A 20,378-nucleotide genomic window follows, 5' to 3' on the forward strand; every position below is an offset into this window, starting at 1 on the left:
TGTAGGTTGTCAGATGTGCGCGTGGCAATGATGACAAGGGAATTTCCGCCTGAGGTCTACGGCGGCGCAGGTGTACATGTGACCGAGCTATCGGCGCAGTTGAGATCCCTGTGCGAGGTCGACATTCACTGCATGGGGGTGCCGCGCGATACCGCGCAGGTTCACGATCCCGATCCCGCATTGGCAGGGGCCAACGCCGCCCTGACGACACTGTCCGCCGAATTACGGATGGCCGACGCTGCGGCCGGCGCCGATGTCGTGCACTCGCACACCTGGTACACCGGGCTTGCCGGGCATCTCGCGGCCGAACTGTACGGCGTTCCGCACATTCTCACCGCCCATTCACTCGAGCCTCGCAGGCCGTGGAAGGCCGAGCAACTGGGCGGCGGCTATCGCATCTCCTCCTGGTCCGAACGCAACGCTGTCGAGTACGCGGATGCAGTCATCGCGGTCAGCGAGGGCATGGCCAAGGATGTTCTCGACGCCTATCCGCGCCTCGATCCCAGCCGAGTTCACGTGGTACGCAACGGCATCGACACCGAGAATTGGCATCCGGGTCCAGCGGCGGACCCCGCGGATTCCGCGCTCGCCGACATCGGCGTCGACCCGAACAGGCCCATGGCGGCGTTCGTCGGACGCATCACCAGGCAAAAAGGTGTCGGCCATCTCATCGCGGCAGCGCATCGTTTCGACCCGTCCATTCAACTGGTCCTGTGCGCGGGCGCGCCGGACACCCCGGAGATTGCCGCCGACACCGAACGAGCAGTAGCCGAACTCGCCGAGACCCGATCGAATGTGTTCTGGGTTCGAGAGATGCTTCCCACCGAAAAGGTCCGCGAAATACTGTCGGCGGCAGACGTATTCGTGTGCCCGTCGGTGTACGAGCCCCTCGGGATCGTCAACCTCGAAGCCATGGCCACCGAAACTGCCGTCGTCGCATCCGATGTCGGCGGCATTCCCGAGGTGGTCGACAACGGTGTCACCGGACGCCTCGTCCATTACAACTCCTACGAGCCACAGGTGTTCGAGCGTTCCTTGGCCGACACTGTCAACGCTGTCGCGCTCGATCCGAAGACCGCGACGGCGATGGGCAAAGCTGGTCGCGCACGGGCCGTCGCCGAATTCTCGTGGGCTGCGATCGCACAGCAGACGATCGACGTCTACAGCGCAGCGCTGGCGGCCAGGGCCCGGTAAGTTCCGACGGTCACCGAAGCAGTCACCTCGACTGTGTCCGGTAAAGCTGCGATTGCAGTGCGGCGCGAGGCATCCGTGGAATGCCGCGCCGACGGGCCCATCCCCACAAGCCTTGCGACGCCGGCGTGATCGAGCGTCATCGCGAACTCGATGCCGGTGGTGTCCATCTGCTCGAAGTGGCCGGCGAGAGATTCTCCGAGGCGCCGCGCCTTGTCCTCGTCGACGCTGAGCAAGCCGAGGGTTTCGATCAGTTCCTGCTGATGATGTTCGGTCGGCGTGACGACGACCAGAACTCCGCTCGGAGCGAGAATGCGTCGTAGCTCAGCGGCGTTCCGCGGCGAAAACACGCAACTGACCGCGTCGATCGATCCGGTACGCACCGGCAGTGGTTGCCACACGTCGGCCACGACGGATCCCAGTCGCGGATGCGCACGAGCCACTTTCCTGGCCGCCGGCTTGGACACGTCGATTCCGACGCCCCTCATGCGCTCGGACGTCTCGAGTACCGCCGCCAGATAGTGTCCGGTACCCGCGCCCACCTCGAGCACGGTGGCGGGATCGTGTACCGACATGGCCGCGGCTACCGCAGCGATGATCCGATCGAAGTGTCCGCTGTCGAGAAACTTCGACCGCGCCTCGATCATCTCGGCGGAATCACCGACGATCTTGCCCGCGTTTCCCGCCAGCAAACTGACGTAGCCCTGACGTGCAACGTCGAAGGTATGCGCCCGGTCGCACCGCAACACGCGACCGTCCTCGATGGCCTCGAGATCCGAGGTGCAGTGCGGGCACACCAGTAGATCCATCACTTCGCTCAGCATCTTCGTTCTCTCCGTATGGTCCGACATCACCACAAAGCCCCGTTCGCCGACTTCGCGCACGGGGCTATGGGTAGAAAAGAACAGCAGCTATCCGGTGACGCCCCTCAATTCCTCACCGAGTGCTGCTGCCTCGTCTGGGGTGAGTTCGACGACCAGGCGCCCACCGCCTTCCAGCGGCACCCTCATCACGATTCCTCGTCCCTCTTTGGTTGCTTCGAGGGGACCGTCTCCGGTCCGGGGCTTCATCGCCGCCATCCTCTGCTCCCTCCAGATCTGCGCCACACTGCACTGCGCCTCGGCCAAAAAAGATTTCTCACCGCAGGGCGAGAAAGGTTCTTGCTCACTATTCTTCCCTATCGAGGCCGATATCGGGAACTGGAGTCGGTATTGGGGGGCGGCACCAGACAACCAGACAGGTGATCGTCCACCATTCCGGTGGCCTGCATCAGGGCGTAAGCCGTTGTCGGTCCGAAAAACCGCAGGCCACGGCGCTTGAGGTCGTCAGCCATCGCCGTCGACTCCGCCGTCACTGCAGGCACCTCCGAGGCGTCGACGAGCCGGCTCGGTCGCGGCTCGGTCGCGAACGACCACAGCAGAGTATCGAGATCGGTTCCAACCAGGTCGAGGACGACCCGCGCGTTGGCGATCGTTGCGGCGATCTTGGCCTTGTTGCGGACGATGGAGGCATCGGCCATCAGTCGGGCGACGTCGTCCTCGCCGAAGCGAGCGACTCTCTCCGGGTCGAAGCCGGCGAACGCGCGCCGAAAGCTTTCTCGTTTACGCAAGATGGTGATCCACGACAGTCCTGATTGAAACGATTCGAGGCACAGTCGCTCGTACAGTGCATCGCGCCCGTGAACTTCCCGACCCCATTCGGTGTCGTGATACTCCCGATAAAGGTCGTCTTGGGTCGCGCCCCATGGACAGCGCAGCAGACCGTCCGGTCCGGGTACCGCCGTCATTCCTCGGACTTCGCTGCTGCCAGAGCAGACCGCAGCAGATCGATCTCGGCACCCAACCGATCGAGAGCCCAATCGACTTCGCTCTGCTTGTAGCCACGCACCGTCTGCTGAAATTTCAATTGTCGAACATCGTCACCGGTCACACCTTCTGCTGGCAGCACCGTAGCGGTGGTGCCTTCGGGTAGCGGTTCGAGTTCTTCACCGCGTCCGAACACGACGCTTGCCACGAAGAAGAGCAGGGCTGCGATCACCGCGATGATGACGACGTAGAGAAGGAGCGTCAGCATGGATCGATCGTCTCACGCAGCCCTGCCCGTCACACGTGCAAGGTGTTGATTGCCGGTCGATCCTCCAACGAGACCTCCGTCGAGAACGGAACGAACGAGTCACCGTCGACGCGGAACTGCGTCAGCCCGGCTCCCGAGTCCGGGATTCCGCAACGCCCGAGCATGGTGCCGACGATCTGACGACTCATGGCACCGAGTTCGACGAGCGGACGGTTCCGATGCTTGCGTACACCGAGGTTGACCTGGCCGATGGCGTCGAGGCCGAGCCGATCGTAGGTATCGAGTAGCAGTCCGATCTCGACGCCGTAGCCGGGCGCGAACGGAACGGCAGACAACAACTCGCGGGTGCCGGCGTACTCACCGCCGAGCGGTTGGATCACGCTGGTCAATTCCGGACGCATAGCTGCAAGCAGTGGGCGGGCGACGAGCTCGGTGACCCGGCCTCCACCGTTGGCGTCCTCGCCGCCGCTCACCCGCAACGGGCGCCGGTAATACCCCTTCACCAGATGGATTCCCTCGACCGTCAACAAGGGCCCCAGCAGCTTCGGCACGAAGGCCGGATCGGGGTTGATGAGGTCGGAGTCCACGAAGGCAATGAGGTCACCGGTCGACGCTGCGACAGCACGCCACAGTACTTCGCCTTTGCCGGGCACGGGTTCGAGTCCTGGGATTGCTTCCTCTCGACTGATCACTCGTGCACCGGCTGCTCTTGCACGCTCTGCGGTGGCGTCGGTGGACCCGGAGTCCAGGACGATCAGTTCGTCGACCAGACCTCCCAGCAACGGGTGGATCGTGTCGATGACCGCGGCCACGGTCTGTTCTTCGTCGAGGGCGGGTAGAACCACCGAGACGGTTCGGCCCTTCTTCGCGGCTTCCAGCTCCGCCAGAGACCACGACGGTTCGTCCCAACTGTGCGAGTCTGCCCACGATTCCCTCACAGCCGTTCGGTCGGCCAACGTCATGCGAGCCCCCTGACGGTTCGTTCGGGAATCCTCGTCCCCAGAATTGCGGCAACCATGTCCACGACTCTTCTGGTCGATGCGACCTCGTGCACTCGGAACATGCGAGCTCCGCCTGCTGCGGCCAATGCTGTCGCTGCCAATGTTCCCTCCAACCGGTCGGCGAGTTCTACACCTAGAGTCTCGCCTATGAAATCCTTGTTGCTCAGCGCCATGAGCACTGGCCATCCGGTGTTTACAAGAACGTCCACTCGCCGCAACAACTCGAGCCCGTGATAGGTGTTTTTCCCGAAATCGTGGGTCGGATCGATCAGAATCGAGTCGCGGCGAACTCCGGCGGCAAGCGCCGCTTCTGCTGCTTTCGTCACTTCGGCGACGACGTCGGCGACCACATCGGTGTATCGAACACGGTGCGGACGCGTGCGTGGCGTGGCGCCTCCGGTGTGTGAACACACGATCCCGACACCCTCTTCTGCAGCGACTGCGACTAGATCAGGATCGGCCCCCGCCCAGGTGTCGTTGATCAGATCTGCACCGACTCCGCACGCGAGCTTCGCTACCTCGCTCCGCCAGGTATCGACACTGATCAACAGATCGGGGTATTCACCTCGAATGGCTTCGACGAACGGAATTACGCGGCGAATTTCCTCGGCCGCGTCGACCACATCACCGGGTCCGGCTTTGACTCCGCCGATATCGACCATGTCCGCGCCCTCCGCGACAGCGCGGTGCACCGACGCCATGGCCGCGTCGTCGGTGAAATTCGCACCTTTGTCGTAGAACGAATCCGGGGTGCGGTTCACAATCGCCATGACGAGTGCGCGGTCGGTGGCGACCGGTTTGCCGCAAAGGGTGCTCATGAATCAATAGTGGCATTTCTGCACAGACCGAATGCTGCGCGGCCGCTCGGGCTGGTCGAGAAGATCGATTCGGCCAGTGGATGGAAGTCACACTGACCGCTTCGCTACTTCCCTAACCTTTGGGGGCCTTCCCTGCAGCTACTTCGTCGACGTACCCGTCGTACGCCTTGTCGTATCCACCGGACTTGCCGCGGAGTACGTACAGCTCGGCCTCGGGGTCGTCGCCGTAGCCGAGTTTGCGCAGGGCAACCTTCTGGCTCTTGAACGTCGAGGTCTGCTCCAGACTGTCCACGACACGGACGAACAGCGGAACCGCGTACGAGGGCAGTTTGTCGTAGAGATGGCCGGCGACCGATTTTCCGTCGAAGCTCTCACCGTCACGCAACGTCACCGCAGCCATACCTGCCTTGCCGTCGGTTCCTTCGATGTCGACGCCGTAGACGACCACACCGTCCACTGATGGGTGTCCGCCGAGCGCGCCCTCGACCTGCGTCGTCGCGACGTTCTCTCCCTTCCACCGAAAGGTGTCACCGAGTCGGTCGACAAACGCGACGTGCATCCAACCCTGATGCCGGACCAGGTCGCCGGTGTCGAACCAGCAGTCCCCATCTTTGAACCCGTCTCGGACGAGTTTCTTCTCCGTCGCCTCGTCGTCGGAGTAACCGTCGAACGGCGCGCGGTCGGTGACCTTCGACAACAACAGACCTACTTCGCCGCGTCCGACCTTGCGGAGTCGGCCGTTGCTTCCGCGCATCGCCTTGCCCGACTCCTCGTCGTATTCGACGACGGCATACGGCAGTGGGCAGATGCCTGCAGTCTTCTTCATGTTCAGAGCATTGATGAACGCAATGTTGCATTCGCTCGCGCCGTAGAACTCCGCAACGCGCGAGATTCCGAAACGCTCGGTGAACTCTTCCCAGATCTCGGGGCGTAAGCCATTGCCGACGATAAGGCCGATCGTGTTGTCTCGGTCGTCCGGCCGCTTCTCCTGAGTCAGCAGGTAGCGGCACAATTCGCCGATGTAGGTGAACGCGGTCGCCTTGTTTACCTTGACGTCTTCCCAGAAGTTGCTGACCGAGAACTGTTTACCGATGGCCATCGCCGCACCGCCGGCGAGCACCGATGACAGCGTCACCGTCAGCGCATTGTTGTGGTACAGCGGCAGACAGCAGTAGATGACGTCGTCTTCGCGCAGCCGCACCCCCATGTTGCCCAGGCCGGACATCGACTTGAGCCAGCGGAAATGGCTCATCAAACTCGCCTTCGGCAGACCAGTGGTACCGGAGGTGAAGATGTAGAAGGCATTTTCTTCGGCCTGGATCTCCGCAGTAACCGAAGGATTGTCCGCGCTGGCATCCGCCGCGAGGTCGGCAAGCTCGCGCATCGGCAGAACCGCGCCTACGTCTGGAGCGTTGTCCAACGAGTCGAGCGCTTCCTGAGCGTTCTCGTCGAGGACGAGAACGGTCGCCGACAAGATGCCGAGGCTGTGTTCGAGGACGTTGCCCCGCTGGTTGTAGTTGAGCATTCCTGCGGTAGCGCCGAGCTTGACTGCAGCAAGGGCCGCGAAGAGCGCCTCGGGCCTGTTCTTGCTGAGTACACCGACCACGTCGCCGCGCTCTACGCCCAGGTCGGTGAATACGTGGGCATACCGATTGACCATCGCGTTTGCGTCGGCGTACGACACCGATTCACCTTCGAATCGCACGAAGGGGTGGTCTCCGCGCTTGGCAGCGGCATCCTGGAACACCAGGCCGATCGAAGCCTTGTGGTGGGGTTTGCGAGTGAAGCCCAGGACACCGCGCAGCAGGCTCGGCACCTCCGTCACCATTTTCGGCAACGCGACCGCGAGGTCGGTTAGGCCAATCTTCTGACGCGCATCGACAACCATGGACTCCCCTTCGAGCAATGTGATCCCTGTTACCTTACTCCAGAGTAACCTTCGGTTTCATCGCGGAGAACAGGCGGCTAGCGCATCGGCGATCGTGGCGGTTCTGATCAGCTTGTCCAGTGCCCGTTGTTGGACGAATCCCGTCGAGGACAGCCCGTCGAGCCATTGCAACAAGCCCGCGTAATGGTTCGTTGGATCCAGTAGTACGACGGGCTTGTCATGCATGCCCAGATACCCGGCCGTCCAGGTTTCGAACAGTTCCTCCAGCGTTCCGATGCCTCCGGGTAGCGCAATGAACGCGTCGGCACGGTCTTCCATGACCTTCTTGCGCTCACGCATGGTGTCGGTGACGATCAATTCATCGGCGTCGACGTCGGCGACCTCTCGATGGACGAGAGCTTTCGGGATGACTCCGACGGTGAAAGCACCTGCAGCCCTAGCCGATTCAGCCACCGCTCCCATCATCGAGACGTTCCCGCCGCCGGACACCAACTGCCATCCCCGTTGACCGATCTCGGTACCGAGCTCACGCGCCAGCTCGAGAAACGAAGGATCAACCGGCCCGGACGCACAGTAGACGCACACCCTGATTACGACAGCTTCGCTCACTCCGACTCTCCGCAAACGCTGCTCACGATCTGTACTGCTTCCTCGACACTGTCGGTGCAACGAATCAGGTCCAGATCGGCCGAGGATATCTTGCCCTGTGCGACCAGTGTGTCCTTGATCCAACTGATGAGACCGGACCAGAATTCTGTGCCGATCAGGACGATGGGAAAGCGAGTCACTTTGCCCGTCTGCACCAGCGTGAGAGCCTCGAACAATTCGTCGAGAGTGCCGAAACCGCCTGGGAGACAGATGAATGCCTGGGAGTACTTCACGAACATCGTCTTCCGGACGAAAAAGTACCGAAAATCGATACCCAGATCCACCCAGTCGTTGAGGCCCTGCTCGAAGGGCAGCTCGATGCCGAGCCCGATCGAGTAACCGTCGACGGTACTCGCTCCGCGGTTCGCCGCTTCCATGATTCCAGGGCCGCCGCCGGTTATAACCGCAAATCCCGCTACCGCCAACGCACTTCCGAGCTCGCGGGCCGCCTTGTACTCATCGTGATCACGTGGGGTTCGAGCCGACCCGAACACCGTGACCGCCCTCGGCACCTCGGCGAGAGCGCCGAAACCCTCCACGAACTCACTCTGAATCCGTAGCACCCGCCATGTGTCGGTGTGATTCCAGTTTCCCGTTCCGCGCTGATCGAGCAACCGTTGATCGGAGGTCGACGACTCGGTGTTGCGTCCGCGACGCAACGTCACTGGCCCCTTGTGTCTCGCTGGCGTCTCCATGTTTTACAGGTTATCCGGCCCACAACCCATCGGAACCACAGGTTATCCAGCGGTCAGGTATCCCCGCAGGACAGCCGTGACGTTCGTGATCTGCTCGGTGGGCACTCGCTCGTCGCGCTTGTGCGCCAAGTTCGGGTCTCCAGGACCGTAGTTGACCGCCGGGATACCGAGCGCCGAGAACCGCGACACGTCGGTCCAGCCGTACTTGGCGCGAAACCGGCCACCGGCCGCTTCGATCAGCGCCGCAGCAGCAGGTGCAGCGAGTCCAGGCAACGCACCGGGTGAAGAATCGGTGACCTCGAATCCGAGATCGAGCCCGTCGACGACGTCACGAACGTGCTCGATCGCCTGCTCGACACTCCGATCGGGGGCGAAGCGAAAGTTCACATCCAGTTCGGCTGCGTCGGGGACGACGTTGCCGGCCACGCCACCGGAGATACGGACAGCCTGCAGACCTTCGCGGTACAAGCAGCCATCGATGTCCACCTCTCGTGCACTGTATACAGCCAACCTCTCGAGAACAACACCGAACTTATGAATTGCGTTGTCCCCCAGCCACGATCGAGCGCTATGCGCTCTCGTCCCACCCGCCGAAAGCCGCACTCGCAGCGTGCCCTGGCAGCCCGCCTCGATGAATCCACCGGACGGCTCACCGAGAATCGCCACGTCGGCCGCAAGCCACTCCGGCAGCTCACGTTCGATCCGCCCCAGGCCGTTGAGCGTCGCGTCGATCTCTTCACAGTCGTAGAACACCAGCGTGATGTCGTGCGCAGGGTCGTCGATGGTGGCGGCGAGATGAAGAAAGACCGCGTCGCCCGACTTCATGTCGACCGTGCCACAACCATGCAGGACATCGCCCTCGACACTGTCGCGCTCACGTCTGCTCGGCACATTGTCGGCAATCGGAACGGTATCGAGGTGACCGGCGAGCATCACGCGACTGGGAAGCCCACGATCGGTGCGCGCAAGAACCGCGTTGCCGCTCCGGATGATCTCGAATCCAACCGTCTGCTCGCGCAGCGCGGCCTCCACCGCATCGGCGATCACCGACTCCTCCCGCGAAACACTGGGGATGTCCACCAGCGCCGCGGTCAGATCGATGGGGTCGGAATGCAGATTCAAAGCCGGGTGCGAACTCACCGTACGAGACTACTTCCCGACCATTCCGCAGGCTCCACTCCCGCCTGTTCAGGGCGAACTTCAGCGTGCCCTCGCCGACGCTACGGCCTGCGGAGCGCGCCCGTCGCCCTCGCGCTTCTGTCTTCGACGGCGCACGCCGTATCCTCGGTACCTGTGAGCGCACAGGGAGCATCAGCAATAGGCATTGCCAACATCACCACCAGCGGAGTCGTCCTCGACACCTGGTACCCCAGCCCCGAGCTGGGCGGAAACGGGCCCGTCGGCACCACGCGGCTCGAGGGGTCGGACATCCCCGCCGAGTTCGCCGCCCTCGTCGGCCCGGACGAGGCTCGCGGAGTCGACGTCGTCGCCGTCCGAACGACCATCGCCTCGCTCGACGACGCACCGATCGACGCGCACGACGTCTACCTGCGCCTGCATCTGCTCTCGCATCGTCTCGTTCAGCCGCACGGGCTCAGCCTGGACGGCCAGTTCGGCTTTCTTGCCAACGTCGTATGGACCAACTTCGGACCGGCAGCGGTCGACGGTTTCGAGACGGTCCGCACTCGCCTTCGTGCACGCGGCCACGTCACGGTCCTCAGCATCGACAAGTTTCCCCGTCTCGTCGACTACGTCGCGCCGTCAGGCGTCCGGATCGCCGACGCCGATCGCGTCCGACTGGGCGCGTATCTCGCGAGCGGAACGACGGTCATGCACGAGGGATTCGTCAACTTCAACGCGGGCACGCTCGGTAACTCGATGGTCGAAGGCCGAATCTCGGCCGGAGTCGTCGTCGGTGACGGCTCCGACGTCGGCGGTGGCGCGTCCATCATGGGCACACTGTCCGGCGGCGGCAAGAACGTCATCTCGGTCGGTGAGCGTTGCCTACTCGGTGCCAACTCCGGACTCGGCATTTCCCTCGGCGACGACTGCGTCGTCGAGGCAGGTCTCTACATCACCGCGGGAACCAAGGTGACCGGACCGGACGGCACCGTCGTGAAGGCTGCGACGCTCAACGGAAACAGCAATCTGTTGTTCCGTCGAAATTCGGTGTCCGGTGCCGTCGAGGTCGTGCCATGGAAGGGCACCGGCGTCGAACTGAACGCCGCACTTCACGCCAACGACTAGATGGTTCGAAGGGAGTCGAGAGTGGCAACCACTGCGCGTGCCGCCTCGACTCCCTTACGCTCCAGATGCGAAGTGAAGAACGCCGAGTGATCGGCGTGCTCGTGGAAGTGGTGGGGTGTCAGCACTACGGAGAACACGGGTACGTCGGTGTCCAGCTGGACCCGCATCAGGCCGTCGATAACAGCAGATTCGACGAATTCGTGCCGATAGATTCCGCCGTCCACGACCAGTGCAGCAGCCACGATTGCCGAATATTTACCCGTGCGCGCCAGACGCTGGGCGTGCAATGGAATCTCGAAAGCGCCTGGAACCGCGAACTGGACGACCGACGCTTCCTGATAGCCCTGCGCCGCCAACTCGGAAACGAATCCCTGGCGCGCCCGGTCGACTATCTCGCTGTGCCACGTCGCTTGGATGAAGGCGATGGATCCGAGTTGCTCGTTCGTCATGAAAGATGATGTTAGTCGTCGAGCAGATCGATAGTTCGCTCGTCTGGCTTACCGTCGTAGTACTTCTGCAATACCTCACCGAAAACCGGAATACCAGGGTCGACTTCGGCGAACAGGGTCATCGACGACTGCAGTTTCAAATCGTCCGGATATCCGAAAATGTCGGCGGCGGTCCCGTCGGCGATCTTCGCCACCATCGCGGCGGCCTTGCGCAGTCGAGGCCCCAGCACTTCGTGCGAGAGGTACATCTGCGCTTCCACGCGGTCTGCGATCCCGAAATGCTGAGCCGTCACACTCCGTCCGAGCCCAGCGAGTTGTGGGAAAACGAACCACATCCAATGGGTGCTTTTGCGGCCGGTCTTCAGTTCGGCGCGGACGGTGTCCCACACCGGATCCTGCGCGTCGACGAATCGCTGTAGGTCGTATTCCATCAAGAGCCTTCCGAAGAATTTTTGCCGAAACAGCTTCGTCGCGGGGCCGACATTAGCAGCGCTGCCTGCGCACTCATCCAACTCGAAGGCCGATACACTCCGCAAATGGGTAATGACGGGGTCGACACTGCGCCCGTGCGAGCACAATCCGGTAGTACCTCACCGGCCCCGCGCACGAGCCGCCGAAAGTGGGGGTGGGTCGCCGGAGTTCTTGCCGCCACCGTGTTGTTGGCAGCGGGCGTGTTGTGGTTGGCGCCGAGTAGATACTTACCTTGGGACACCACTGCATTTCCCGATGTCGACGCTTCGGCTCTGTCCTCGGAGCAGGCCGAGGTCGTCGAACTTCTCCGCACTGAACACAGCCGACAGAACCCGGGAACCTTTTACTCCGACGGTGTCGAAGAAGCGTGGTGCGCAAACTTCGTCAGCTGGATCATGCGTGAGGCAGGACAGCCACTGAGCAATCCGAATTCCGGTAGCTGGCGGATCCCCGGTGTGTACACACTGACCGAGTACTACCAAGACGAGGGCAGATTCGAACCGAAGGGATACATTCCGTCGGTCGGGGACGTCGTGCTCTACGACAACAGCAGTTGGATAGGTCAGCACACCAACATCGTCGTGGCGATCGACGGAAACACGGCCACGACGGTGGGTGGCAACGAACTCGGAAAGATCCGCGTACATACCGTCGACGTATCCAAGGACTCGGCCGTCGTCGGCTTCGGGCGCCTCGCCGAATAGGCGCTCAGCCGAGCTGCTTTTTCTGAACCTTGCCCATCGCGTTGCGTGGCAATGAATCCACGACGCGAATTTCCCTCGGCCGCTTGTGAATCGAGAGTTCGTTCGCGACGAGATCGATGAGAGCCGACGGTTCGACACCGGTGCCGACGACGAATGCGACGATGCGCTGACCGAGGTCGTCGTCCGGAAGCCCCACGACGGCGACCTCGTCGACGCTCGGGTCCCCCAGCAGAACGGTCTCGATCTCACCGGCACCGACGCGATAGCCACCGGTCTTGATCAGATCGGTGGATGCGCGTCCGACGATGCGATGGAATCCGTCCGGACCGATGACGGCTACGTCGCCGGTGTCGAACCACCCGTCCTCGGTGAAGACCTTCGCGGTCGCCTCCGGGTTGTTCAGGTAGCCGGCGAACAGCATCGGACCGCGTACCTGCAGCGCTCCGATCGACTCGCCGTCGTGTGGGAGCGTCTCCCCCGCCTCGCTCACGATTCGTGTTTCGACGCCGTCGACCGGCAGTCCCACGGACCCGGGCCTACGTTCTCCGTCGGAGCGGGTGCTGATGGTGATCAGTGTTTCGCTCATGCCGTAGCGCTCGATGGGCGCCTGGCCGGTCAGTTCCTTCAGTTTCTCGAACACCGGCACTGGTAGAGGCGCACTACCGGAGACGAGCAGACGGGCATGCGCGAGGGCTCTTGCGGACGCTTCGTCGGCGGCGATGCGGGACCATACCGTCGGGACACCGAAATACAGCGTTCCTTTGGCTGCGGCATAAAGCTCGGGAGTCGGTTTACCGGTGTGCACGAGCGGACTTCCGACGCGCAGCGGACCCAGTACTCCGAGGAGCAGTCCGTGAACATGGAACAGCGGAAGTCCGTGCACCACAGTGTCCCGCGATGTCCAATTCCATGCCTGCGCTACCGCGTCGATGCCGGCCGCGATCGCTTCCCTCGACAACAGGACGCCTTTCGGCGGGCCGGTCGTGCCGGAGGTGTAAAGAATGAAAGCGATGGACGACGGGTGTGGATCCGGGTAGCTGTGCCAGGACCTTGCGTGCTGACGAACCGGCAGGACCTCGAGGCCTGCCGTGTCCTCGGGCACCTCGCCGAGCCATGCCTGCGCACCGGAGTCCCTCAGCATATGTTCGCGTTCGGCATGCCCGGCATCGGGCGGGATCGGCACTACGGTCACACCTGCAATCAGCGCACCGACTACGGCAAGCACCGTCTTGACGCTGGGAGTCGCCAGAACTGCCAGTCGTTCCGCCCGCGAGATCCGCTCGGCGACCGACGTCGCAGCGCCGAGAATGTCGCCGCGGGACAGGGAGACACCGCCGATCGTCACAGCGTCGGCAATATCGTGTCCGCGAGCGACGGCGAGTGGATTCAAGGATCGGAGCAGCACATGGTTACCGTACATACATGGATGCCGACGGAATCGACACCGGTGACTACGCCGAGTACATGACGGTGCCCGCCGGAGACCTGCAGCCCGGGGTTTATTTGATCGGAACCGATGCCGACCAGGAAATCGCTGACGAGGAAGATCTGGACGACGACCTGGACAACGAGGACGATATCGAGGTCGCGCACATCAGCGAAGGCGCCCCTCGGCTGGTCTATTCGGTGCAGTCCGATGATTTCTGGACACGCGTGGAACTCGCAGACCTGCGGGCCGCACAGATCTACGAGGAAGCGAATGCGCGCAACCCGTCGGTCAATGCCGCGCCCAAGCGGTTCACCACGGTCGAGGCTTTCGGTAGCAATGAACTGGTCTACATCCTCCGCATCAGGCGCGGTGGTTGGGACATCGCCTGACTTCCGATCGGGCTCGCTGAAGGCACCTGTGCCCTACACCGAGGACGCGACTGTGCCGATGCCGAGGGCTGCGAGGATTCCAGCGCTGATGCGATCGAGCCAGTCGGTCACCTTGGGTCGCCGCAGCAGCACGACGGCGCGCGAGGCCGCGACCGAGAAGACGCCCATGACCAGTGCGGCCACCACCACTTCCACGGCCCCGAGAGTCATGGCTCCGGCGAACGTGACGACGGACAGGAACTGGGGAACGACAGCGAGATAGAACAGTCCGACTTTGGGATTGAGTGCGCACGAGAGGACACCGGCACCGAAGGCGGACCGAGCCGAGGCCACGACCGGCACCATCGGTTCACCGTCGACTTTCGACTTCCTGCGCGCGATGAACGCACGTACCCCGAGGTACAGCAGGTACAGGCCGCCGAGGATCTTGATTACTCGGTACAGGGTCGCTGACTGCTCGACGATGGCTGCGAGTCCAACGGCAACCAACGCTGCCCAGAACAAGCCACCGAGCGCGACGCCCATGGCCGCAGCAATTCCGGGTCGCTGGCCTCCGATGCTGTATCGAAGCACGAGGAACGAATCTGGCCCGGGAAGAATAGCCAGCAGGAAACACACCCCTGCAAAGCTGAGCAACATGCCGACGGTCATGGACTGAATGAGAACACCCAGGCCAGGCATGGTGCAACCGGATAGCCGCGAAAGTGAAGCTTCAGCGCAGGCTAGAGCGCCAGACGCTCCGCGGCCGTCTGGATGCGTTCGTCGGTGGCAGTCAGCGCGATACGGACGTGCTGGGATCCGCGGGGGCCGTAGAACTCACCCGGAGCGGCAAGGATGCCTCGCTCGGCAAGCCAGTCGATGGTGTCCCGGCAGGGTTCCCCGCGGGTGGCCCAGAGATACAGCCCGGCTTCGGAGTGATCGACTTCGAACCCGGCTGCTTTGACAGCGGAGAGCAGTGTGGCGCGACGGGCACGGTAGCGCTCACGCTGGATGTTCTCGTGCTCGTCGTCGGACAGTGCCGCAGTCATGGCAGCCTGAATCGGCAACGGCATGATCATTCCTGCGTGTTTGCGAACTTCGAGCAGTTCGGTAACCAATTTCTGGTCGCCGACGACGAAGCCGGCACGATAGCTCGCAAGATTGGACGTCTTGGAAAGCGAGTGCACGGCAAGGAGATTGGTGTGGTCGCCGTCGCTGACACGGGGGTCGAGGATCGAGAGCGCCTCGCCTTCCCAGGTCAGGCCGAGGTAGCACTCGTCGGACACGACCACGGCGTCGCGCTCACGGGCCCACGAGACCACTTTGCGGAGGTGCTCGAGACCGAGGACCTTGCCGCTCGGGTTCGCAGGAGAGTTCACGAATACGAGCGATGCGCGCTCGGGGCCGAGTCGATTCAAGCCGTCGGCACGAATGATGCGCGTACCGGCAAGTAGAGCTCCGACTTCGTAAGTCGGGTAGGCCAGTTCAGGGATGACCACGAGGTCGCCGCTACCGAGACCGAGAAGGGTCGGTAACCAGGCGATCATTTCTTTGGTGCCGATGGCAGGCAGAACCGCGTCGGCACCGATCCCCGTTATGCCGTACCGCCGCGCCAGCGCAGCAACCGCCGCTTCACGCAGCGCCAACGTGCCGACGGTCGTCGGATAGCCGGGAATTTCCGATACCGACGCCAGCGCTGCGCGGATGATCGGTGCAACCGGGTCGACGGGGGTGCCTACCGACAGATCCACGATTCCGTCCGGGTGCGACTGTGCCTTGTCTTTCGCGGCAGTCAGTGAGTCCCAGGGAAAGTTGGGCAGGCCGGACGCGACGGAGATACGCGCCAATGTCAGCTCTCACCCATGGGAGGCAAAGCCTTGATGAACGGTGGGTCGAAATCGGTCTTGCCGAGCTTCGCGGCCCCACCGGGTGAACCCAGATCGTCGAAGAAATCGACGTTCGCGCTCACGTAGCCACTCCACTGCTCCGGGACGTCGTCCTCGTAGAAGATTGCTTCGACGGGGCAGACCGGTTCGCATGCACCACAGTCGACGCACTCGTCGGGGTGGATGTACAGCATGCGGCCACCTTCGTAAATGCAGTCCACCGGGCATTCTTCGATGCATGCCTTGTCGAGTACATCCACGCACGGTTCCGCAATCGTGTACGTCACTGCTGGTCTCCCTCCCTTTCCAGTAATCGACACCGAAAGCGTTGTTCGCTGCTTGCAGTGCCCTGAGAATCCTAGTATCGCGTCGTAGAATTACGACAATCAGCGCAGGGTGTCCTCACTGTGGCCCTCGGGTCATCCGAGAAGCCCCCTTCGAGCTTACGTGGCTCGGACTCTCGACGTTCGCGTGAACCCAACCGAGTCCCTGCTTTGCAGCTCGGGACAGCGCACCACGCTCCCCGACATAGCTTGCCACGCCGCCGACCAGAGGAATTGCCGAGAGCACACGATAGATGCCACGGCTGCGCGGTCGCTTGGCCAACTCGCCCGAGACGTCCCTGAGCACTGTCGCGACGTCCCACATCGCATGAAGTAGCGCGAAGGGACCGCATTCGCGGCCCGGTGCCGGCGACGAATCGGGTTCGGCGGTGTCGAGACCGACCTCGCGGCCGCACAGCACGGAGGCGAGCATGCTCACGTGCGCCGGCCGGTCTACCACGCCGTTCTCTCTGGCTACGGCAACGAGAACCATCGCCTGGTTCGCGAAGCCGAGCAGATCCTGCAACGGAAGCCGGTTGACCAGTACACCGAAGACGCTGGGGAATGCGACGGCGACGGTGTTGAGCGCGCCGATCCGCATGACCCACCACTGCGAGCGGGCCTGTGCATCGAGCTCGAGCCATGCTGCGGTCCCGGGGAAGTCGGTGGCGTTCAGCGTTTTCGCCAACGTGTCGAGCATGGTGTCGATGGCGGTGTCGTTGGCGGTAGGTTTTCGAAACGTTCTCGCCTTCAGGCCTACCGGATCACGCTCGGCGAGAACGTCGAGAACAGGGTCGATGATGGCCACGGCCCGGTCGAGGGCGGCGACGACTGTGCGATCGTCCATGCTCAGACGAGTCCTACGACAGGGACCGGCGCGACAAGACCGTACGTCGTCGTTCGTTCACGGGCAGGACGACCGATCCCCTCGGCAATCTCGTGGAGTTCGGCGACGGTCTTCTCCGATCCGTTCTGACTTCCCGCCATTCGCGAGATGGTCTCTTCCATCAACGTGCCGCCGAGGTCGTTCGCACCCCCGTTGAGCATCGCCTGAGTGCCGGTGATGCCGAGCTTGACCCACGAAGTCTGAATGCTGTCGATACGTCCGTGCAGCATGATTCGCGCCAATGCGTGCACTGCTCGGTTGTCACGGTTGGTCGGGCCTGGACGCGACGCTCCGGCTAGATACAGCGGCGAGGACTGGTGCACGAACGGAAGTGGCACGAACTCGGTGAATCCACCTGTCTTGTCCTGAATTCCCTTCAGCACGTTCATATGTCCGACCCAATGCGACGGATTGTCGACGTGGCCGTACATCATCGTCGAGCTCGATCGCAGGCCTACCTCGTGGGCGGTGGTGACCACTTCGATCCACTCCGCGGCAGGCAACTTGCCCTTCGTCAGCACCCAGCGAACCTCGTCGTCGAGGATCTCGGCTGCAGTACCGGGAATGGTGTCGAGTCCCGCGGCACGAAGTTCGACGAGCCAATCTCGAATCGACTGTCCACCTCGCGAAGCCCCGTTGACGATCTCCATCGGCGAGAACGCATGGACGTGCATCGACGGCACTCGTGCTTTCACTGCGCGCACCAGGTCCGCATAACCGGTGACCGGCAGTTCCGGGTCGATACCGCCCTGCATGCAGACCTCGGTTGCACCGAGAACGTGCGCCTCCCAGGCGCGGTCCGCCACTTCTGCCGTGGACAGCGTGAACGCATCGGCATCGCCCTTGCGTTGCGCGAAAGCACAGAACCGGCAACCGGTGTAGCAGATGTTGGTGAAGTTGATGTTCCGGTTGACGACGTAGGTGACGGTCTCGCCGTTGACCTGCCTGCGTAGATCGTCGGCGAGTGCCGCGACGGCGTCCATGCCGGTCCCCTCGGCCGTCGCGAGCGCCAGGTACTGCTCGTCGGACAGACCCGCGGGATCCTTCTCGGCCGCTCGGAGCGCGGCCACCAAGTCCCTGTCGACGCGTTCGAGGCCGGCCAGATCGCGCACTTGCTCACGGATGGACTCCCAATCCCCGAATGCGTTGTCCAGGTCGCTGCGTGTTTCGGTGTTGCGCCCCTCGGTGTCGATCTCGGTGTTCAGATCCACTCGGCCGGAGGACACCCACTCCTCGTCCGGCTCCTGCCACGGAAGCCCTGTCGGGAGGACGCCGTCACGCGCCATGCCGGTCTTCGGATCGGCCAGCGCGTTCACGTGTGCGGAGATGCGCGGATCAATCCAGGGCGCGCCTGCGAGAACGTACTGCGGTTGCGCTGCCGTGCGCTCGGTCAGCGTGTATCCGGCGGCTTCGGACAGCTCGGCCAACGTGTCGAGATTCGGCCACGGCCGTTCCGGGTTCACGTGGTCCGGAGTCAGCGGAGAGACACCGCCCCAGTCGTCGACGCCCGCGCCGAGCAACGCCGCGGTCTCTTCGACGGCGACGAGGTTCGGGGGTGCTTGAATACGCATCGACGGCCCGAGCAGCACCCGTGTGACTGCGATGGTTGCGAGGAATTCTTCCATACCTGCGTCGGGCGTATCTCGCATCACGGTGTCGCTCTTGGCGAGGAAGTTTTGCACAATGATCTCTTGCACATGACCGAAGGCCTTGTGCACCTTGCGAATAGCCATGATCGACTCGGCGCGATCGCGGATGGTTTCCCCGATTCCGACGAGGATGCCGGTGGTGAACGGGATGTTGAGGCGTCCTGCATCGGTCAGCGTTCGCAACCGAACCTCGGGATCCTTGTCCGGGCTGCCGTAGTGAGCCTGACCTTTTTCCTCGAACAGTCGGCGGGAGGTCGTCTCGAGCATCATTCCCATCGACGGTGCGACGGGCTTGAGGCGAGAAAGTTCCTGCCAGCTCATCACTCCCGGATTGAGGTGGGGAAGCAATCCTGTTTCTTCCAGAACTCGGATCGACATGGCGCGGACGTAGTCCAACGTGGAGTCGTAACCCCGGGAATCGAGCCACTCCTTGGCCTCGGGCCAGCGATCTTCCGGCCGGTCTCCGAGGGTGAACAGTGCTTCTTTGCATCCCAGTTCCGCACCTTTGCGCGCAACCTCGATGATTTCGTCGGGATCCATGAACAACCCGTGGCCTTCGGCGCGCAACTTCCCAGGCACCGTCACGAAAGTGCAGTAGTGGCATTTGTCGCGGCACAGGCGAGTGATCGGGATGAATACCTTGCGCGAATACGAGACCGTCTTGGGTCGGCCCGCTGACTCGAGACCAGCATCCCGCACGCGCGACGCCGAAGTGCAGAGGTCCACCAGGTCGTCACCGCGTGCGTGCAGCAGCACCGTGGCTTCGTCGACGTTGAGCGATACCCCGTCGCGGGCGCGCCGTAGAACGCGACGCATTGCGGAGGGGGCGGGGACCTTTTCTGGTTCGGGAGCAGCGGCAGTTACAGGATCAGGCAGCATGGTCACCAGTCGATCATGCGCCACCGACGGGTGGGCGTGCCACCGGCGGTGGTCGGGCGGGGCAGGAGTGGAGCCTGCGGAACGACCATTGGGGTCAGGAGTGGAGCCTGCGGAACGACCCAGGAGGGCGGGAGTGGAGCCTGCGGAACGACCCAGCAGGGCGGGAGTGGAGCCTGCGGAACGACAAGATTAGGGCAGGAGTGGAGCCTGCGGAACGACCAGAATAGATTGGGGCATGATCACAATGACCGATCCTGCGTGGCGTCCGAGTCCGCGTGCGCGGCAATTGTGGGCCATCAATGCCTCGTTGATGTGGGTTCCGCTGTTCATCGCCCAGCTCGTGTGGGCCGTGATCGACGGCAAGTGGACGACGTGGCCCCATACGGTGGTCTTTGCCGCTTCGGTCGTGTTCGCCGCCGTTCATATCGTCGTCGTTCCGGTGTGGCGGTATCGCGTGCATCGTTGGGAGATCAGTGACACCGCGGTGTACACGCTGACCGGCTGGTTCGACCAGGAGCGACGCATCGCACCGATTTCGCGGGTACAGACGGTCGATACCGAGCGTGGGCCGATCGACCGGATGCTGGGATTGTCCACGGTCACCGTCACCACTGCGTCTTCGGCGGGGGCGGTCAAGATCACGGCTTTGGACAAGGAGGTGGCCGATCGTACTGTCGCTCAGCTCACCGAGATCGCGGGTAGAACGTTGGGCGACGCGACGTGAGCACCGACACCGAACTTCTGGTCGCCGAGGAGCAGCAACCGTGGCTGCG

General features: G+C 62.9%; 23 protein-coding genes. 5 read left to right on the forward strand and 18 right to left on the reverse strand.

Features of this window, described 5'->3' with window-relative positions; all coding sequences use genetic code 11:
- Nucleotides 1-15 precede the first annotated feature (15 nt).
- Nucleotides 16-1,194: a glycogen synthase gene (gene glgA, locus BJI47_RS09005; RefSeq protein ID WP_176224770.1), complete on the forward strand. Its 1,179-nt coding sequence runs from the start codon at nt 16-18 to the stop codon at nt 1,192-1,194.
- On the opposite strand, the gene BJI47_RS09010 is transcribed toward glgA, so the two are convergent.
- The 10 genes from BJI47_RS09010 to dapE form a co-directional block, all read right to left on the reverse strand.
- Nucleotides 1,161-2,015, reverse strand: coding sequence for a methyltransferase domain-containing protein (locus tag BJI47_RS09010; RefSeq protein WP_088943468.1), 855 nt, complete (start codon nt 2,013-2,015; stop codon nt 1,161-1,163). The genes glgA and BJI47_RS09010 overlap by 34 nt on opposite strands.
- An 87-nt stretch (nt 2,016-2,102) precedes the next feature.
- The gene (locus tag BJI47_RS09015; RefSeq protein ID WP_084346353.1) at nt 2,103-2,270 is read right to left on the reverse strand and encodes a DUF3117 domain-containing protein; all 168 of its coding nucleotides are present in this window, start codon (nt 2,268-2,270) and stop codon (nt 2,103-2,105) included.
- 98 nt (nt 2,271-2,368) lie between these two features.
- Nucleotides 2,369-2,977 (reverse strand): DNA-3-methyladenine glycosylase I, encoded by a 609-nt coding sequence (locus tag BJI47_RS09020; protein ID WP_088943392.1) that lies wholly within the window; start codon nt 2,975-2,977, stop codon nt 2,369-2,371.
- Nucleotides 2,974-3,264 carry a DivIVA domain-containing protein gene (locus BJI47_RS09025; RefSeq protein WP_088943393.1) on the reverse strand — a complete coding sequence of 97 codons (291 nt, stop codon included), beginning with the start codon at nt 3,262-3,264 and terminating at the stop codon, nt 2,974-2,976. The genes BJI47_RS09020 and BJI47_RS09025 overlap by 4 nt, the downstream gene beginning before the upstream one ends.
- Nucleotides 3,265-3,293: 29 nt before the next feature.
- Nucleotides 3,294-4,226, reverse strand: a complete 933-nt coding sequence (locus BJI47_RS09030) for a glucosyl-3-phosphoglycerate synthase (protein WP_088943394.1) — start codon at nt 4,224-4,226, stop codon at nt 3,294-3,296.
- The gene (folP, locus tag BJI47_RS09035; protein ID WP_088943395.1) at nt 4,223-5,083 is read right to left on the reverse strand and encodes a dihydropteroate synthase; all 861 of its coding nucleotides are present in this window, start codon (nt 5,081-5,083) and stop codon (nt 4,223-4,225) included. Before folP ends, BJI47_RS09030 begins: the two co-directional genes overlap by 4 nt.
- 112 nt (nt 5,084-5,195) lie before the next feature.
- Entirely contained in the window at nt 5,196-6,971 is a 1,776-nt protein-coding gene (locus BJI47_RS09040; protein WP_088943396.1) for a long-chain-acyl-CoA synthetase, read from the reverse strand.
- Nucleotides 6,972-7,028: 57 nt separating this feature from the next.
- Nucleotides 7,029-7,580, reverse strand: a complete 552-nt coding sequence (locus BJI47_RS09045) for a TIGR00730 family Rossman fold protein (protein WP_088943397.1) — start codon at nt 7,578-7,580, stop codon at nt 7,029-7,031.
- Nucleotides 7,577-8,314 (reverse strand): TIGR00730 family Rossman fold protein, encoded by a 738-nt coding sequence (locus BJI47_RS09050; protein WP_088943398.1) that lies wholly within the window; start codon nt 8,312-8,314, stop codon nt 7,577-7,579. Before BJI47_RS09050 ends, BJI47_RS09045 begins: the two co-directional genes overlap by 4 nt.
- 42 nt (nt 8,315-8,356) lie before the next feature.
- Nucleotides 8,357-9,454 (reverse strand): succinyl-diaminopimelate desuccinylase, encoded by a 1,098-nt coding sequence (gene dapE / locus BJI47_RS09055; protein ID WP_088943399.1) that lies wholly within the window; start codon nt 9,452-9,454, stop codon nt 8,357-8,359.
- 153 nt (nt 9,455-9,607) lie between these two features.
- On the opposite strand from dapE, the gene dapD reads away from it, so the two are divergent.
- On the forward strand, nt 9,608-10,561 hold the full coding sequence (gene dapD, locus BJI47_RS09060) for a 2,3,4,5-tetrahydropyridine-2,6-dicarboxylate N-succinyltransferase (protein ID WP_088943400.1): 954 nt from the start codon (nt 9,608-9,610) through the stop codon (nt 10,559-10,561).
- Here the strand turns inward: dapD and BJI47_RS09065 are convergent.
- Together BJI47_RS09065 and BJI47_RS09070 are read right to left on the reverse strand one after the other, a co-directional pair.
- Nucleotides 10,558-11,010, reverse strand: a complete 453-nt coding sequence (locus BJI47_RS09065) for a 6,7-dimethyl-8-ribityllumazine synthase (protein WP_088943401.1) — start codon at nt 11,008-11,010, stop codon at nt 10,558-10,560. The genes dapD and BJI47_RS09065 overlap by 4 nt on opposite strands.
- A gap of 11 nt (nt 11,011-11,021) precedes the next feature.
- Nucleotides 11,022-11,441 (reverse strand): DUF1810 domain-containing protein, encoded by a 420-nt coding sequence (locus tag BJI47_RS09070; protein WP_088943469.1) that lies wholly within the window; start codon nt 11,439-11,441, stop codon nt 11,022-11,024.
- Between the two features lie 105 nt (nt 11,442-11,546).
- On the opposite strand from BJI47_RS09070, the gene BJI47_RS09075 reads away from it, so the two are divergent.
- Nucleotides 11,547-12,185: a CHAP domain-containing protein gene (locus BJI47_RS09075; protein ID WP_088943402.1), complete on the forward strand. Its 639-nt coding sequence runs from the start codon at nt 11,547-11,549 to the stop codon at nt 12,183-12,185.
- A gap of 4 nt (nt 12,186-12,189) precedes the next feature.
- Here the strand turns inward: BJI47_RS09075 and BJI47_RS09080 are convergent, their stop codons facing one another.
- Nucleotides 12,190-13,605, reverse strand: a complete 1,416-nt coding sequence (locus BJI47_RS09080; protein ID WP_088943403.1) for an acyl-CoA synthetase — start codon at nt 13,603-13,605, stop codon at nt 12,190-12,192.
- Between the two features lie 2 nt (nt 13,606-13,607).
- Here BJI47_RS09080 and BJI47_RS09085 point away from each other — a divergent pair, with 2 nt between their 5' ends.
- Nucleotides 13,608-14,003, forward strand: coding sequence for a hypothetical protein (locus tag BJI47_RS09085; RefSeq protein ID WP_088943404.1), 396 nt, complete (start codon nt 13,608-13,610; stop codon nt 14,001-14,003).
- A 33-nt stretch (nt 14,004-14,036) separates the two neighbouring features.
- Here the strand turns inward: BJI47_RS09085 and BJI47_RS09090 are convergent, their stop codons facing one another.
- From BJI47_RS09090 to BJI47_RS09110, 5 genes are all read right to left on the reverse strand, one after another.
- Nucleotides 14,037-14,684 carry a LysE family translocator gene (locus BJI47_RS09090; protein WP_254900477.1) on the reverse strand — a complete coding sequence of 216 codons (648 nt, stop codon included), beginning with the start codon at nt 14,682-14,684 and terminating at the stop codon, nt 14,037-14,039.
- A gap of 41 nt (nt 14,685-14,725) precedes the next feature.
- Complete coding sequence (gene dapC / locus BJI47_RS09095; protein ID WP_088943405.1) at nt 14,726-15,829, reverse strand: succinyldiaminopimelate transaminase; 1,104 nt, start codon at nt 15,827-15,829, stop codon at nt 14,726-14,728.
- Between the two features lie 2 nt (nt 15,830-15,831).
- Nucleotides 15,832-16,155, reverse strand: coding sequence for a ferredoxin (gene fdxA / locus BJI47_RS09100; protein ID WP_084346039.1), 324 nt, complete (start codon nt 16,153-16,155; stop codon nt 15,832-15,834).
- Nucleotides 16,156-16,270: 115 nt separating this feature from the next.
- Complete coding sequence (locus tag BJI47_RS09105) at nt 16,271-17,038, reverse strand: hypothetical protein (RefSeq protein WP_088943406.1); 768 nt, start codon at nt 17,036-17,038, stop codon at nt 16,271-16,273.
- 2 nt (nt 17,039-17,040) lie between these two features.
- The gene (locus BJI47_RS09110; RefSeq protein WP_088943471.1) at nt 17,041-19,605 is read right to left on the reverse strand and encodes a bifunctional FO biosynthesis protein CofGH; all 2,565 of its coding nucleotides are present in this window, start codon (nt 19,603-19,605) and stop codon (nt 17,041-17,043) included.
- 235 nt (nt 19,606-19,840) lie between these two features.
- Here BJI47_RS09110 and BJI47_RS09115 point away from each other — a divergent pair, with 235 nt between their 5' ends.
- Nucleotides 19,841-20,329, forward strand: coding sequence for a PH domain-containing protein (locus BJI47_RS09115; RefSeq protein WP_088943407.1), 489 nt, complete (start codon nt 19,841-19,843; stop codon nt 20,327-20,329).
- Nucleotides 20,330-20,378 lie beyond the last annotated feature (49 nt).

The sequence above is a fragment of the Rhodococcus sp. 1168 genome, from assembly GCF_002091955.1.
Classification (GTDB): domain Bacteria; phylum Actinomycetota; class Actinomycetes; order Mycobacteriales; family Mycobacteriaceae; genus Rhodococcoides.

Bases quoted from the DNA above. Each gene is read 5' to 3' on its own strand.
- BJI47_RS09010 (WP_088943468.1), bottom strand. From the start codon at position 2,015: ATGCTGAGCGAAGTGATGGATCTACTGGTGTGCCCGCACTGCACCTCG.
- BJI47_RS09015 (WP_084346353.1), bottom strand. From the start codon at position 2,270: ATGGCGGCGATGAAGCCCCGGACCGGAGACGGTCCCCTCGAAGCAACC.
- BJI47_RS09020 (WP_088943392.1), bottom strand. From the start codon at position 2,977: ATGACGGCGGTACCCGGACCGGACGGTCTGCTGCGCTGTCCATGGGGC.
- BJI47_RS09025 (WP_088943393.1), bottom strand. From the start codon at position 3,264: ATGCTGACGCTCCTTCTCTACGTCGTCATCATCGCGGTGATCGCAGCC.
- BJI47_RS09030 (WP_088943394.1), bottom strand. From the start codon at position 4,226: ATGACGTTGGCCGACCGAACGGCTGTGAGGGAATCGTGGGCAGACTCG.
- folP (WP_088943395.1), bottom strand. From the start codon at position 5,083: ATGAGCACCCTTTGCGGCAAACCGGTCGCCACCGACCGCGCACTCGTC.
- BJI47_RS09040 (WP_088943396.1), bottom strand. From the start codon at position 6,971: ATGGTTGTCGATGCGCGTCAGAAGATTGGCCTAACCGACCTCGCGGTC.
- BJI47_RS09050 (WP_088943398.1), bottom strand. From the start codon at position 8,314: ATGGAGACGCCAGCGAGACACAAGGGGCCAGTGACGTTGCGTCGCGGA.
- BJI47_RS09065 (WP_088943401.1), bottom strand. From the start codon at position 11,010: ATGACGAACGAGCAACTCGGATCCATCGCCTTCATCCAAGCGACGTGG.
- BJI47_RS09070 (WP_088943469.1), bottom strand. From the start codon at position 11,441: ATGGAATACGACCTACAGCGATTCGTCGACGCGCAGGATCCGGTGTGG.
- BJI47_RS09075 (WP_088943402.1), top strand. From the start codon at position 11,547: ATGGGTAATGACGGGGTCGACACTGCGCCCGTGCGAGCACAATCCGGT.
- BJI47_RS09080 (WP_088943403.1), bottom strand. From the start codon at position 13,605: ATGTACGGTAACCATGTGCTGCTCCGATCCTTGAATCCACTCGCCGTC.
- BJI47_RS09085 (WP_088943404.1), top strand. From the start codon at position 13,608: ATGGATGCCGACGGAATCGACACCGGTGACTACGCCGAGTACATGACG.
- BJI47_RS09090 (WP_254900477.1), bottom strand. From the start codon at position 14,684: ATGCCTGGCCTGGGTGTTCTCATTCAGTCCATGACCGTCGGCATGTTG.
- BJI47_RS09105 (WP_088943406.1), bottom strand. From the start codon at position 17,038: ATGGACGATCGCACAGTCGTCGCCGCCCTCGACCGGGCCGTGGCCATC.
- BJI47_RS09110 (WP_088943471.1), bottom strand. From the start codon at position 19,605: ATGCTGCCTGATCCTGTAACTGCCGCTGCTCCCGAACCAGAAAAGGTC.
- BJI47_RS09115 (WP_088943407.1), top strand. From the start codon at position 19,841: ATGATCACAATGACCGATCCTGCGTGGCGTCCGAGTCCGCGTGCGCGG.